Raw genomic sequence first — 14,062 nt, 5'->3', positions numbered from 1 at the left:
TTCCGGGAGTTGTTCGAGGGGCGGCGCTCAGCGGTCGAGCTGGCCGGGCGGCGTGTGCGGATGCGCGGCCGCACTGGCGTTGAAGTCGCGGATCATGCGCAGCACCGGGCCCATGACCCAGGTGTTGAAGACCAGCACATCGGTCTCTTCCTTGGGGTCGCGCGTGATGTTGAACAGGTAGGGCGACTCCAGCTTGCCCTGGCCCTGGTTGACCTCGGGCTCCCAGTAGAAGTGCAGCTTCCAGTCGCGCCACTTGGCCGCGCGCAACTCCTGCTTGATGTAGAAGAGAAAGCCCTCGCGCGCCGACTTCGGCTGTTCGCCGAAGAGGAAGGCCCGCTGGTCCACGCCGTCGATGGGCCGGTCCTGCGGCAATGGGGCACCGGCCACGGCGGCCAGGGTGGTGAAGAGGTCGGTCACGTGCACGATCTCGTTGCTCACGCGGCCCGGCTCGATGCGACCCGGCCAGCGCGCGATGAAGGGCACGCGCAGGCTGCCTTCCATGGCCGTGTGATACGTGCCGCGCCAGGGGCCGGCCGTTCCGCGGTAGGGCGCGCGGAACTCCGGGCCGTTGTCGCTGCAGAAGATGAACAGCGTGTTGTCGGCAATGCCCAGGCGCTCCACCTCGTCGACGATCTGGCCCACGCGGTGGTCCATCTCCGCCATCGAGTCGGCGAAGTCGCCGTTGCCGGTGCGCCCGGCAAAGTCCGGATGCGGCAGCGTCGGAAAGTGCAGGTGCACCAGCGGCAGGTACAGAAAGAACGGCCGCTTCGCCGCCACATGCCGCTGCATGAAGGCGCAGGAGCGGTCCACCAGGTCGGCGTCGATGCCGCGGCGTGCCTCCAGGTCGTAGACCTTCACCTCGCGCGAGGGCTCGCCGGCACGGCCTTCCATGATGTAGGGCAGGTCGACCACGCTGGGGTCGAAGCCCACGGAGGACGTGAACTGGCTCTCGTCCGTGGTGCGCGGAATGCCATACCACTCGTCGAAGCCGCGGTCCGACGGAAAGCGACCCGCCACATCGCCCAGGTGCCACTTTCCGAAATGGGCGGTGGCATAGCCGACCTGCGACAGCAGCTGCGGCAGCGTCACCTCCCAGCGCGTGAGGCCCTGCGGCAGGCCCGGCGGCACGGACTGCAGGCAGCCGGTGCGGATCGGATGCCGGCCGGACATGAGCGCCGAGCGCGTGGGCACGCAGTCGCTCTCGACGTTGAAGTTCTGCAGCAGCAGGCCCTGGCGGGCCAGCGCGTCGATGCGCGGCGTGGGTGCGCCACGCAGGGCGCCGCCGCCGTAGCAGCCGAGTTCGCCCCAGCCAAGGTTGTCGGCCACGATGAGGACGATGTGGGGAGAAGCGTGGGAGGCCATCGAAAGCAAAAGGGATTGGATGGCCTGCAATCTATGACAGCGCGGCGTCTTCTAGCATTCCCGTTCCACCGCCTTGCCATGAATGCCAGGAATGAATCTCTCGATCCAGGACATCCGCTACTTCCTCGCCGTGGCCCGTGACGGCCAGCTCTCGGCCGCCGCGGACGAACAGGGCGTGACCCAGTCGGCGCTGACCAAGGCGATGCAGCGGGTGGAGCGCGAGTTCGGGCTGCAGCTCTTCGAGCGCAGCGTGCGCGGCGTGCGGCTGACCTCGGCCGGCCTGCGGGTGGCCGAGCAGATGCGCCGCCTACAGGCCGAATATGCCGACACGGTGCTGCTGGCCGACGAGATGCGCGCCCGTCAGGCCGGCCTGCTGCGCCTGGGCGTGACCGACACCACCGGCGGCAACCGCATGGCCGCGGTGCTCGGACCCATGCTGGCCATGCGGCCCGGCCTGCGCGTGAAGATGCGGGTGGACCGCTCCGACGCCCTCGCCGCCCAGGTGCAGGACGGCACGCTGGACCTGGCCCTGGTGCCGGCGTACGAGGGCCTGCCGCTGCCGGCCGAGCGCACCAAGGTCGACAGCGATCCGCTGCTGCCGCTGGTGCGCGTGGGTCATCCGCTCACGCGGCTCGCGCGGCCGATGCTGAAGGACGTCGCGGCCTACGGCTGGATGCTCGGGCCCGAGCATTCCTTCGCCTACCGCACCGTGGAGGCCGTCTACGCGCGGCAGGGGCTGCCCGCGCCGCAGATCGTGGTCGAGGTGCCCTTCTCGTCGGAGATGAACCTGACGGTGCTGGCCGCCACCGACCTGGTGACGCTGCTGCCGCGCTCGCTGATGCAGCTGGCGCCGGCCGAGCGCTTCACGCAGTTGCCGGTGGCGGCTCTGCGCATCCCGCGGGCGGTGGTGCTGCTGTCGCGGCCGGGGTCGGCGTGGTCGCCGTTGATGGAGACGCTGCGGGGTTTACTGCTGGAACGGAGCAAGGCCAGGGACTGAGTGCCTCACAGCGTCCGACTCCACCGTCAGTTCTCGCGCTCGGCCATCTCATGCTCTGCGGCCGCAGCCAGGAACGCCGAGCGCGAGATGCGGCGCTGGCTCGCGTACTGGTCGATGCGCTGCAGCAGCGCTTCGGACATGCTCACGTTCACACGCACGGCCTTGTCGCGCACCTTGGTGAGGTCGATGTCCACCAGCATCCAGAAGCCGCCCTTGAAGGCCTTGCTGCCTGCCCACTGATCGACGCCCGTGGGCGCGGGAATGGGGTCAGCGTCGCTGCCGTAGTGGGCCTCCACGGCCTCCTGCGCTGCACTGGGAATGTCGGCGGACTCGTCTGCGGCGGCGAAGCAGCCTGGAAGATCGGGGAAGGTCAGGCCAAAGGCACTGTCCTTGTCCTTGTGGACGTAGACGGGATAAAGCATCGTCGTTCCTTCGATAGTCCCAGGACTCAAAGTCCAGCCTGTTTCAATATGCTTTTGACGGTACCGATCGGCAGGTCCTTCTTAGGGTGCGGGACCGTGACCTTGCCCGGCTTCGTCGGATGCTTGTATTGGCGATGCGATCCGACCGTGTTAACCAGATACCAACCATCGGCCGTGAGCTGTTTGATGACCGCGTCGCTTGACATCGCGCAACTCTACACAACATTGCGCAAGTTTGCGCAAATGCGCACACAGCGGCGGCCTTCCCATCGGTTTCGCATTCACCTGGAAGCCGCATTCGAACCGGCGACCAACGGATTAAAAGTCCGCTGAGCCGCGCGCATACCGGAGCGCCCGTCAGTCCGCCAACCGCCCCTGCACCAGCCGCAGCACGCGATCGCAGCGTGCGGCCAGCGTCTCGTCGTGCGTCACCATCACGAACGCCGTGCCGCGCTCGCGGGCCAGCTGCAGCATCAGCGCGAACACGGTGTCGGCCGTGCTGCGGTCCAGGTTGCCGGTGGGCTCGTCGGCCAGCACGCAGGCGGGCTGGGTGACCAGCGCACGGGCGATGGCCACGCGCTGGCGCTCGCCGCCGGACAGTTCCGCCGGCCGGTGCGACAGGCGCTGACCCAGGCCCACGGCGGCCAGCGTGGCGCGGGCGGCCTCGGCGGCCTTCTCGGGCGCTTCGCGGCGGATCTTCAGCGGCATGGCCACGTTGTCCAGCGCGCTGAACTCGGGCAGCAGGTGGTGGAACTGGTAGACGAAGCCCAGGTACTGGTTGCGAAGCCGGCCCTGGGCCGCAGCGTCCAGCCGGCCCATGGGCTGGCCCTTGAGCTCCACCGTGCCGCTGCTGGGCGAATCGAGCCCGCCCAGCAGGTGCAGCAGCGTGCTCTTGCCGGAGCCGGAGGCGCCGACGATGGCCATGGTCTCGCCGGCGCGCACGTCCAGGTCCACGCCATGCAGCACGGTGAGGTCGATGCGGCCTTCGTGGAAGCGCTTGGTCAGGCCGCGGGCCTTGAGCACGACGGCGGGGTGCCCGTCGCCGGGCCGCCCCAAGGCGGGCAGCGCCCCCTCGGGGGGCAGCGCACCATGCGAAGCAGGAAGCGTGGGGGCCTTATTCATAGCGCAGGGCCTCCGCCGGGTTCACGCGGCTGGCGCGCCAGCTGGGGTAGAGCGTGGCCACGAAGGCCAGCACCAGGGAGATGATGGCGATGGGCATGATGTCGCTGCGCTGCGGGTCGCTGGGCATGCGGCTGATGAGGTAGATGTCCTGCGGCAAAAAGTGCGTGTGCAGCAGCCGCTCGATGGCCGGCACGATGATGTCGATGTTGTAGGCCACCAGCAGGCCCAGCCCCAGGCCGGCGAAGGTGCCGATCACGCCCACCATGGCGCCCTGCACCACGAAGATGCCCATGATGCTCTTCGGGCTCGCGCCCAGCGTGCGCAGGATGGCGATGTCGGCGCGCTTGTCGGTCACCGTCATCACCAGCGTGCTCACCAGGTTGAAGGCGGCCACGGCCACGATCAGCGTGAGGATGATGAACATCATGCGTTTCTCGACCTGCACGGCCGAGAACCAGGTCTTGTTCTGGCGCGTCCAGTCACGGATGAGGAACTGCCCCGGCAGCGTCTTGGCCAGCTCGTCGGCCACCTCGCGGGCCTGGTTCAGGTCCTTGAGCTTCAGGCGGATGCCGGTGGGCCCTTCGAGGCGGAAGACCTTGGCCGCGTCCTGCTCGTGGATCATGGCCAGGGCCGAGTCGTACTCGTAGTGGCCCGAATCGAAGGTGCCGACCACGGTGAACTGCTTGAGGCGCGGCACCACGCCGGCCGGCGTGACCTGACCTCCCGGCGCGATCAGCGTCACCTGGTCGCCGTCGCGCACATAGAGCTGGCGCGCCAGCTCGGCGCCCAGCACGATGCCGAACTGGCCCGGCACCAACCGGTCGAGCGCGCCCTTCTGCGCGGTGCTCGAAAAGTCGGTGACCTCGGGTTCGAGCCTGGGCTCGATGCCGCGCACCAGCGCGCCCTTCATGTCTTCGCCGCGGGCGACCAGCGCCTGGCTGGCGATGAAGGGCGCAGCGCCGATGACCTGCGGATTCTTGCGGGCCGCGTCCATGATGGGCTGCAGATCCTGCAGCGCCTGGCCGTCGCGCGAGAAGATCTCGATGTGCGAAACCACGCCCAGCATGCGGTCGCGCACCTCCTTCTGAAAGCCGTTCATCACCGACAGCACGATGATGAGCGCGGCCACGCCCAGCGCGATGCCCGCCATCGAAACGCCCGAGATGAAGGAGATGAAGCCGTTGCGGCGGGTGGCCCGGCCAGCGCGTGTGTAGCGCCAGCCCAGCTGCAGTTCGTAGGGAAGAGCCATGGATGCGAAGACAGCGCCGCATGGCGCCGGAAGCCCCCGGGAAGCCGGGCCGGGCATTGTGGCATTGGCCCGCGAGCCCCCGCGTCGGACGCGACAATACGGCGCATGTCGCCTTCCGCCGACGCGCATCCCGCTTCCTCCTCCCCCTTGCACCTGATCGTCCCCTTCGCCGGGCGCAGCACGCCTGCCTGCCAGGCCGCCCTGCCCGGCCTGAAGCTGCCCAACCTGGCCGCCCTGCTCGCCCGCCTGCCCGAGGCCGCGGCCGATGTGCAGGAAGAGCAGAGCCTCACCCCGCCGCACGAGCGCGCCCGCGCCGCCGCGCTGGGCCTGCCGCCCGCCGCCGACGGCACCCTGCCCTGGGCCGCGCAGGCGGCCCGCCGCGCCGGCCTGCCCGGCGCCACCGACCAGGCCTGGGCCTGGGTCACGCTGTGCCACTGGCAGGCCGGCATGAGCGAGGTGGTGCTGATCGATCCCTCGCACCTGGGCGTGCAGCCGACCGAATCGCAGGCCCTGCTGGCCGCCGTGCGGCCTTTCTTCGAAGAGGACGACATCCATCTCTTCGCCACCGACGCGCCCGGCACCTGGCTGGCCAGCGGACCGGTGTTCGACCAGCTGCCCACGGCCTCGCTCGACCGCGCCATCGGCCAGCCGCTGGAGGCCTGGCTGCCCATGGCCGACGGCGCCCGCACGCTGCGGCGGCTGCAGAACGAGATGCAGATGCTGCTCTACAACCACCCGGTCAACGACGCGCGTGGCGAACGCCGCCAGTTGCTGGTCAATTCGCTGTGGTTCAGCGGCACCGGCCGCGCGGCGGTCGTGCATCCGCCGGCCGCCGAGCCCGCCGTGGACGAGCGCCTGCGGCCCGCTGCGCTGGACGACCATGGCGAGGCCTGGGCCGCCGCCTGGGCCGCGCTCGACGCCGGCCCCATCGCGCAATGGCTGGCCCGCAGCCGGGCCGGCGAGCCCGTGACGCTGACCCTGTGCGGCGACCGCACGGCCCGCCGCTACCAGGGCCAGCGCGGCCTGCTGCAGCGCTGGCTGCAGCGCACGCCCGACGTCGCCACCGTGCTGGAGTCGCTGTGAAGATCATTCCCCGCGATGTGCCGCCGCGCACCGCCTGGGCGCTGGAACAGGCCGGCCTGCATCCGCTGCTGGCCCGCCTGTATGCCGCGCGCGGCGTGGCCTCGGCCGACGAGCTGGACGACGGCCTGGCCCGCCTGCTGCCACCCGCCGGCCTGCGCGGCGCCGATGCCGCTGCCCGCCTGCTGGCCGACGCCATCGCCGCCGACCGCCGCATCTGCGTGGTGGCCGATTACGACTGCGACGGCGCCACCGCCTGCGCCGTGGCCATGCGCGGCCTGCGCCTGCTGGGCGCGCGCCATGTGCAGTACCTGGTGCCCGACCGTGTGACCGACGGCTATGGCCTGACGCCACCCATCGCCGAGCGCGTGGCGGCCACCGGCGCCGAGCTGCTGCTGACCGTGGACAACGGCATCGCCAGCGTGGAGGGCGTGGCCCGTGCGCGCGCGCTGGGCCTCGCGGTGCTGGTGACCGACCACCATCTGCCCGGCGCCGAGCTGCCGGCGGCGGACGTGCTGGTCAATCCCAACCAGCCGGGCTGCGACTTCGCCAGCAAGAGCATCGCCGGCGTGGGCGTCATGTTCTATGTGCTGCTGGCGCTGCGCGCCGAGTTGCGTGCGCGCGGCGCCTGGAACGTTCCGGGTGTCCAACAGCCGAAGCTGGATGCTCTGCTGCCGCTGGTGGCCCTGGGCACCGTCGCCGACGTCGTGCGGCTCGACGCCAACAACCGCCGCCTGGTGGCCCAGGGCCTGCGCCGCATCCGCGCCGGTGCCATGCCGCCGGGTGTGGCCGCCCTCTTCCGCGCCGCCGGCCGGCGGCCCGAGGTGGCCACGACCTTCGACTTCGGCTTTGCCCTGGGCCCGCGCATCAACGCCGCCGGCCGGCTGGCCGACATGACGCTGGGCATCGAATGCCTGCTGACCGACGACCCCGGCCGCGCCGAAGAACTGGCCAGGCTGCTCGACGGCATCAACCGCGAGCGCCGCGACATCGAGGGCGGCATGCGCGAGCAGGCCATCCGGCTGGCCGAGTCGCTGTTCGGCATGCAGCAGGCCGTGGAGGGCCAGGACAAGGCCCAGGCCGGCATGCCCGCCGCCATCAGCGTGTTCGACCCCGAGTTCCATGAAGGCGTGGTGGGCATCGTGGCCTCGCGCCTGAAGGACCGGCACCACCGGCCGGTGTTCGTCTTCGCGGCCAGCGGCGCCGAGGGCAAGTCGCACGAACTCAAGGGCTCGGGCCGCTCGATTCCCGGCTTTCACCTGCGCGATGCGCTGGACCTGGTGGCCAAGCGCCACCCCGGCGTGCTGCTGCGCTTCGGCGGCCATGCCATGGCGGCCGGCTGCACCATCGCGCGCGAGCAGTTCCCGGTGTTCGAGCGGGCGCTGGCCCAGGTCGCGGCCGAATGGCTGGATGCCGCCACGCTCACGCGCCGGCTGGAGACCGATGGCCCCATCGACCGCGAGTACCTGCGCGTGGAACTGGTCGACACGCTGCACCGCGAGGTCTGGGGCCAGGGCTTTGCGCCGCCCACCTTCAGCGACGAGGTCGAGGTCGTCTCGCAGCGGCTGGTGGGCGAGAAGCACCTGTCGCTCAAGCTGCGCCTGGCCGGCCAGCCCGTGGACGGCATCTGGTTCGGCCAGACCGAGCCACTGCCGCCCCGCGTGCGCCTGGCCTTCCGGCTCGACGCCGACGAATGGCAGGGCGTGCGCCGGCTGCGGTTGATGGTCGAAGGCGCCGAGCTGCCACGATGAGCGAGACCCTGCCCTGGCGCTGCCTGCTCGTCGAGGACGACGAGGCCAACGCCCGCTACATCGCCGACGGCCTGCGCCGCATGGGCCACACCGTCGCCATCAGCCGCGACGGCGCCGATGCGCTGGCGCGCGCCACGGGCGAGGCCTGGGACCTGGTCATCCTCGACCGCATGCTGCCCAACAACATCGACGGGCTGGCCATCCTGGGCACGCTGCGCAACCTGGGCTTGCGCACGCCGGTGCTGGTGCTCAGTGCCCTGAGCGCGCTCGACGAGCGGGTGCGCGGCCTCAAGGCCGGCGGCGACGACTACCTGGCCAAGCCCTTCGCCTTCTCCGAGCTGGCGGCGCGCGCCGAGGCGCTGGTGCGCCGCGCCCGGCCAGGCCCGGAGCAGCGCGTGCTGCAGGTGGCCGACCTGCGGCTGGACCTGGGCACGCGCAAGGCCGAGCGCGGCGGCAAGCCGGTGGCACTGCAGCCGCGCGAGTTCCGCCTGCTCGCCTGCCTGATGCTCAACGCGGGCCAGGTCATGACCCGCACCATGCTGCTCGAAGCCGTGTGGGACTACCAGTTCGATCCGCAGACCAATGTGATCGACGTGCAGATCAGCCGTCTGCGCACCAAGCTCGACGGCGCCGGCGGCCCGCCGTTGATCCATACCGAGCGCGGCGTGGGCTATCGGCTGGCTGCGCCAGAGCCCGGGGAGTCTTCCGCCTGATGGGCGCCTGGCGCCGCCTGTGGGCTTCGGTGGGCTTCCGGCTCGCCTTCCAGTACGCCGTGCTCGTGGCCATCACCATGATGGCGGCGCTGGCCATCGTGTACCTGCAGACGGTGGGCGTGCTGCACCAGCGCATTGCGCGACAGGTGGGCACCACCACCACGCAGATGCTGGCACGCGCCGAGCAGGAGGGCCTGGACGCCGTCGTTGCCGCCATCGGCCGCGCGCTGGCCGATGGCCGGCAGTCCGACACCGAGCTCTACGGCCTGTGGCAGCCCGACGGCACGCGCCTGGCCGGCAACCTGGATGCGCCGCCCGCCGATGCCGCCAGCAACCGCGACGGCCAGCAGCGCGCCCTGCGCGGCGGCAGCGCCATCACGGGCTATCTGGCGGTCCGTCGCCTGCCGGGCGATGCGCTGCTGGTGGTCGGCCACGACCTGGGCGACCAGGAGGCGCTTGAATCGCTGGTGGTCAGCGCCAGTGCCGCCGCGGGCCTGATCGCGCTGCTGCTGCTGGTGGGCGGCGTGTTCGTGTTCCGCCAGGAACTGGAGCAGGCCGTGGGCCGGGTACGCCTCACGGCCGGGCGCATCGCCGAGGAAGGCCGGCTGGCCGAGCGAGTGGACATGGCATCGGGCGACGACGAGTTCGCGCGCCTGGGCCAGGACATCAACGCCATGCTCGACCGCATCGAGTCACTGATGGAGGGCGTGCGCCATGTCTCCAACACCATCGCGCACGAGTTGCGCACGCCGCTCACGCGCGCCCTGCTGGGTCTGCAGGCGGCGCAGGCGCCAGGCACCGGCGACGACGCGCGGCGCGAGGCCATCGACCGCGCCGTGCACGAATTGCAGGAGCTGGGCACCGTCTTCCAGAAGCTGCTGCAGATCGCCGAGGCCGAGGCCGGCGCCCGCCGCCGCGCCTTCGCGCCCGTGGCCCTGCACACCATCGCCGACGACGTCGCGGAGCTGTACGAGGCCGTCGCCGACAGCCAGGGCGCACGGCTGCTGCGCCAACCGGCGCAGGAGGTGTGGGTGGACGGCGACCGCGACCTGCTGGCCGGTGCCATCGCCAACCTGGTCGACAACGCGCTGAAGTACGGCGGCCCCGGCTGCACCGTGCGCCTCGGCACATCGATGGCCGCCGGCCAGGCCGTGGTCGAGGTGCAGGACGACGGCCCCGGCGTGCCCGAGGCCGACCTGGCCCGCATCGGCGAGCGCTTCACCCGCCTGCAACCCGAGCTGCCCGGCCACGGCCTGGGCCTGGCCAACGTGCGCGCCGTCGCCGCGCTGCACGGCGGGCGTCTGGTGGCCGAGGGCGCGCAGCCGGGGTTGCGGATGCGGCTGGTGTTGCCGGTCCAGCCGCTGCACCACGAATGATCGGCGCTTGTAGAGCGCCAAACGGCAATTTAGACTAAGGTTAGCTAACCAGGAACCCACCCTATGCAGCCCGTCAACATGTTCGAAGCCAAATCGTCGCTGTCGCGGCTGGTCGAGGCCATCGAGGCCGGCGCGGAAAGCGAGATCGTCATCGCTCGCCATGGGCGGCCGGTCGCCAAGCTCGTTCCCGTGGACCAGCCCATCGTGCAAAAGCGCATCGGTGTCGCGAAGGGCAAGTTCGAGGTGCCGGACTCGATCGATGCGCACAACGCCGAAGTGGCCGCTTTGTTCGCTGGCGAGACCAAGCTTTGAACCTGCTGTTGGACACCCACATTGCGTTGTGGGCCATCGCCGACAGCCCGCGCCTTTCTCCCGCTGCGCGCGAGCGAATCGTGTCACCCCGCGCCACCGTCTGGGTGAGCGTTGCATCGCTGTGGGAGATCGCAATCAAGCATTCGCTCGGCCGAGGCGACATGCCGGTCAGCAGCGAGGAGGCATGGGCCTACTTCCGTGACGCGGGCTATCAGCTCCTGCCGATCAAGCCCGAGCACATCATCGAGGTGGAGACGCTGCCCTCTCACCACAAAGACCCGTTCGACCGACTGCTGGTGGCTCAGGCCCTGGTCGAACCCATGCACCTGCTGACGCACGACCCGCTCGTGGCGCTCTACAGCGACCGCATCCTGCACGTCTGAAGCCCAGACGGCTCAGCCAGCGGCCCTTCCCCCGCGCCCACATTGCCAAATGGCAATGTGTCGGTAACCCACGGCGCACGCCCCCTTTCCTACGATCGCCCGCGCTTTCCCGCCCGGCTGTGGCGGGCCCTCCGCCGTGCGCGGATTGCTCATCAACGATCAAGGAGACCTGCAGGGTGAAGATCAAGAGTCAGAGAGATTTCTTTTCGGGCGCGCTGTTCTGCGCCTTCGGCGTGGCGTTCGCCTGGGGCGCCACCTCGTACACGGTGGGCGACGGCGCCCGCATGGGCCCGGGCTACTTTCCGCTCATCGTCGGCGTGCTCATCGCCATCATGGGCACGCTGATCACGCTCAAGGCGATGACGGTGGACACCGAGGACGGCGAGCCCATCGGCCGCATCGCCTGGCGGCCGCTCGTCTTCATCATCGGCGCCAACCTGGCCTTCGGCGTGCTGCTGGGCGGCCTGCCCAGCATCGGCCTGCCGCCCATGGGGCTGATCGTGGCCATCTATGCGCTCACCTTCATCGCCAACCTGGCGGGGGACCATTTCAGCGTGAAGTCCTCGCTGGTGCTGGCCACCATCCTGGCGGTGGGCAGCTACCTCGCCTTCGTCGTCGCGCTCAAGCTGCAGTTCCCGGTCTGGCCCACGTTCATCGCCTGATCCCCTTTCTCCAGAGACATACAAGAACACGGGCCTCATGGACCTCTTCAACAACCTGGCGATCGGCTTCGGCGTCGCCTTCACCTTCCAGAACCTCGTCTACGCCTTCGTCGGCTGCCTGCTGGGCACGCTGATCGGGGTTCTGCCGGGCATCGGCCCCGTCGCCACCATCGCCATGCTGCTGCCGGCCACCTATGCGCTGCCACCGGTGTCGGCGCTGATCATGCTGGCGGGCATCTACTACGGGGCGCAGTACGGCGGCTCGACCACGGCCATCCTGGTCAACCTGCCGGGCGAATCGTCGTCCGTGGTCACGGTGATCGACGGCTACCAGATGGCCAGGCAGGGACGGGCCGGGCCGGCACTGGCGGCCGCGGGCCTGGGCTCCTTCTTCGCGGGCTGCGTGGGCACCATCATCCTGGCCGCCTTCGCGCCGCCGCTGACCGAGCTGGCCTTCAAGTTTGGCCCGGCCGAATACTTCAGCCTGATGATCCTGGGCCTGATCGGTGCCGTGGTGCTGGCCTCCGGTTCCCTGCTCAAGGCCATCACCATGATCCTGCTGGGCCTGGCCCTGGGCCTGGTGGGTACCGACGTCAACTCGGGCGTGGCCCGCTACAGCTTCGACATTCCGGAATTGACCGACGGCATCGGCTTCATCGCCATCGCCATGGGCGTGTTCGGCTATGGCGAGATCATCGGCAACCTGTCGCAGCCGGCCGAGCAGCGCGAGGTGTTCACGGCCAAGGTCAAGGGCCTGTGGCCCACGGCGGCCGACTTCAAGCGCATGACGCCCGCCGTGCTGCGCGGCACCGCGCTGGGCTCGGCGCTGGGCATCCTGCCGGGCGGCGGCGCGCTGCTGTCCTCCTTCGCGTCGTACACGCTGGAGAAGAAGATGCGCCGCGCCCCGGGCGAGGTGGCCTTCGGCAAGGGCAACATCCGCGGCGTGGCCGGCCCTGAGTCGGCCAACAACGCCGGTGCGCAGACCTCCTTCATCCCACTGCTGACGCTGGGCATCCCGCCCAACCCGGTGATGGCGCTGATGGTGGGCGCCATGACCATCCACAACATCCAGCCCGGCCCGCAGGTGATGACCAGCAACCCGGAACTGTTCTGGGGCCTGATCGCCTCGATGTGGATCGGCAACCTGATGCTGATCATCCTGAACCTGCCGCTGATCGGCGTGTGGATCAAGCTGCTGACCATTCCCTACAAGTGGCTCTTCCCGGCCATCGTGCTGTTCTGCGCGGTGGGCGTGTACTCGGAGAACAACAACACCTTCGACGTCTGGATGGTGGCGGTGTTCGGCGTGGTGGGCTATGCCTTCCTCAAGCTCAAGTGCGAGCCGGCGCCACTGCTGCTGGGCTTCATCCTGGGGCCGATGATGGAAGAGAACCTGCGCCGCGCCCTGCTGCTGTCGCGCGGTGATTGGGGCGTGCTGGTGAGCCGGCCCATCTCGGCCGGGCTGCTGATCGCTGCGGCCCTGCTGCTGGTGATCGTGCTGCTGCCGGCGGTGAAGGCCAAGCGCGAAGAGGCCTTCGTCGAGGAATAGACCTCCCCGACAGGCATCCGCTGCCCTTGCGGCAGCGGACCCACGGCCCCGCGGTCAGACGCCGCGGGGCTTTTTCGTTTCGAGCGCCGGGTGGAAGCCCTCAGTTGGCCACGAAGACGCCGGTCTTCGCCAGGGCCTCCACGCGGCCCGCATCCTGCTCGATCAACTGGCGCAGGTGCTGCGGCCCGCGCTCCTGGGCCGTGGGGGCCTGCGCACCCAGGCTTTCCAGGCGGGCACGCAGTTCGGGCTCGGCCACCGCGTCGGACAGTGCCTGCTCGATGCGCCGCAGCGTCGGGGCCGGCGTGCCCTTGGGCGCCACCACGCCGTTCCAGATCGCCAGATCGAAGGCGGGCAGGCCCGCCTCGGCAAAGGTGGGCACGTCGGGCGCCTGCGGTACCCGCGCCGCGGCCGAGACCGCCAGGGCGCGCACGCGACCGTCCTTGTGCAGCGGCAGCATCGTCACGGTCTGGTCGATCACGGCATGGATGGTGCCGGCCATCAGGTCGGTCAGCGCAGGCCCGGTGCCGCGGTACTGCACCAGTTGGCCCTGCACGCCCGCCTGCTGCAGGAACAACGCCTCCGCGAAGTGCGCCGTGGTGCCCGGCCCGCCCGACCCGAAGTTGAGCGTGCCGGGCGCACTCTTCATCTTGCCGATCAGGCTGGGCAGATCCTGGATGCCGCTGGCATTGCTGACCGACAGCACCATCGGCACCTTGGCCACGATGCCGACCGGCGCCACGTCGGCGACGGCCGAGTAGCCGGCCTGCTTGTACAGGTGCGGCAGGATGGTGAGCGACTGGTTGATGAACAGCAGCGTGCTGCCGTCGGGCCTGGCCTTGAGGAAGCGCTGCATGCCGACCAGTCCGCCCGCGCCCGTGACGTTCTCGACGACCACGGACTGCTTGAGCCGGTTGCCCAGCGCGGTCGCGGCCAGCCGCGCCAACGCGTCGGACGAGCCGCCGGGCGGCACGGTCACGATCATGGTGATGGGCGCGCCCTCCGCGCGCGCCGGTGCGCTCGCCAGGCAGGTCAGGGCCGCGGCCAGGAAAAGGATGGGGGTCTTGCGCATGAAAGGTCTCCGTTC

Annotated in this window: 15 protein-coding genes; 9 read left to right on the top strand and 6 right to left on the bottom strand. The window is 70.2% G+C overall.

Features of this window, described 5'->3' with window-relative positions:
- Positions 1–27: 27 nt before the first annotated feature.
- Positions 28–1,362: an arylsulfatase gene (locus KBC94_RS05705; RefSeq protein WP_294367312.1), complete on the bottom strand. Its 1,335-nt coding sequence runs from the start codon at positions 1,360–1,362 to the stop codon at positions 28–30.
- A gap of 91 nt (positions 1,363–1,453) precedes the next feature.
- On the opposite strand from KBC94_RS05705, the gene KBC94_RS05700 reads away from it, so the two are divergent.
- Entirely contained in the window at positions 1,454–2,359 is a 906-nt protein-coding gene (locus KBC94_RS05700) for a LysR family transcriptional regulator (protein WP_294367310.1), read from the top strand.
- A gap of 26 nt (positions 2,360–2,385) precedes the next feature.
- Here the strand turns inward: KBC94_RS05700 and KBC94_RS05695 are convergent, their stop codons facing one another.
- The 4 genes from KBC94_RS05695 to KBC94_RS05680 form a co-directional block, all read right to left on the bottom strand.
- Positions 2,386–2,781, bottom strand: coding sequence for a type II toxin-antitoxin system HicB family antitoxin (locus tag KBC94_RS05695; protein ID WP_294367308.1), 396 nt, complete (start codon positions 2,779–2,781; stop codon positions 2,386–2,388).
- Positions 2,782–2,807: 26 nt separating this feature from the next.
- Positions 2,808–2,987: a type II toxin-antitoxin system HicA family toxin gene (locus KBC94_RS05690; protein WP_294367307.1), complete on the bottom strand. Its 180-nt coding sequence runs from the start codon at positions 2,985–2,987 to the stop codon at positions 2,808–2,810.
- 151 nt (positions 2,988–3,138) lie between these two features.
- Positions 3,139–3,903: a lipoprotein-releasing ABC transporter ATP-binding protein LolD gene (lolD, locus tag KBC94_RS05685; protein ID WP_294367305.1), complete on the bottom strand. Its 765-nt coding sequence runs from the start codon at positions 3,901–3,903 to the stop codon at positions 3,139–3,141.
- Positions 3,896–5,152 carry a lipoprotein-releasing ABC transporter permease subunit gene (locus KBC94_RS05680; protein ID WP_294367303.1) on the bottom strand — a complete coding sequence of 419 codons (1,257 nt, stop codon included), beginning with the start codon at positions 5,150–5,152 and terminating at the stop codon, positions 3,896–3,898. The genes lolD and KBC94_RS05680 overlap by 8 nt, the downstream gene beginning before the upstream one ends.
- A gap of 105 nt (positions 5,153–5,257) precedes the next feature.
- Here KBC94_RS05680 and KBC94_RS05675 point away from each other — a divergent pair, with 105 nt between their 5' ends.
- From KBC94_RS05675 to KBC94_RS05640, 8 genes are all read left to right on the top strand, one after another.
- A complete protein-coding gene (locus KBC94_RS05675) occupies positions 5,258–6,235 on the top strand; it encodes a hypothetical protein (RefSeq protein ID WP_294367301.1) in 978 nt (325 codons plus the stop codon).
- Complete coding sequence (gene recJ, locus KBC94_RS05670; protein ID WP_294367299.1) at positions 6,232–7,983, top strand: single-stranded-DNA-specific exonuclease RecJ; 1,752 nt, start codon at positions 6,232–6,234, stop codon at positions 7,981–7,983. The genes KBC94_RS05675 and recJ overlap by 4 nt, the downstream gene beginning before the upstream one ends.
- Positions 7,980–8,696, top strand: a complete 717-nt coding sequence (locus KBC94_RS05665; protein WP_294367297.1) for a response regulator transcription factor — start codon at positions 7,980–7,982, stop codon at positions 8,694–8,696. The genes recJ and KBC94_RS05665 overlap by 4 nt, the downstream gene beginning before the upstream one ends.
- Positions 8,696–10,072, top strand: a complete 1,377-nt coding sequence (locus KBC94_RS05660; protein WP_294367295.1) for a HAMP domain-containing sensor histidine kinase — start codon at positions 8,696–8,698, stop codon at positions 10,070–10,072. Before KBC94_RS05665 ends, KBC94_RS05660 begins: the two co-directional genes overlap by 1 nt.
- A 63-nt stretch (positions 10,073–10,135) precedes the next feature.
- A complete protein-coding gene (locus tag KBC94_RS05655) occupies positions 10,136–10,384 on the top strand; it encodes a type II toxin-antitoxin system Phd/YefM family antitoxin (RefSeq protein WP_294367293.1) in 249 nt (82 codons plus the stop codon).
- Positions 10,381–10,767: a type II toxin-antitoxin system VapC family toxin gene (locus tag KBC94_RS05650; protein WP_294367291.1), complete on the top strand. Its 387-nt coding sequence runs from the start codon at positions 10,381–10,383 to the stop codon at positions 10,765–10,767. The genes KBC94_RS05655 and KBC94_RS05650 overlap by 4 nt, the downstream gene beginning before the upstream one ends.
- 176 nt (positions 10,768–10,943) lie before the next feature.
- Positions 10,944–11,429, top strand: a complete 486-nt coding sequence (locus KBC94_RS05645; protein ID WP_017761087.1) for a tripartite tricarboxylate transporter TctB family protein — start codon at positions 10,944–10,946, stop codon at positions 11,427–11,429.
- A gap of 37 nt (positions 11,430–11,466) precedes the next feature.
- Entirely contained in the window at positions 11,467–12,978 is a 1,512-nt protein-coding gene (locus tag KBC94_RS05640) for a tripartite tricarboxylate transporter permease (protein WP_294367287.1), read from the top strand.
- Between the two features lie 100 nt (positions 12,979–13,078).
- Here KBC94_RS05640 and KBC94_RS05635 read toward each other — a convergent pair whose 3' ends face one another.
- Positions 13,079–14,047 carry a tripartite tricarboxylate transporter substrate binding protein gene (locus tag KBC94_RS05635; protein ID WP_294367286.1) on the bottom strand — a complete coding sequence of 323 codons (969 nt, stop codon included), beginning with the start codon at positions 14,045–14,047 and terminating at the stop codon, positions 13,079–13,081.
- Positions 14,048–14,062: the final 15 nt, after the last annotated feature.

The organism is Pseudacidovorax sp. (assembly GCF_017991995.1).
Lineage (GTDB): Bacteria > Pseudomonadota > Gammaproteobacteria > Burkholderiales > Burkholderiaceae_C > Xenophilus.
Note: the sequence above shows the minus strand (reverse complement) of the source record. Positions and strands in the feature narration are given on the sequence as shown.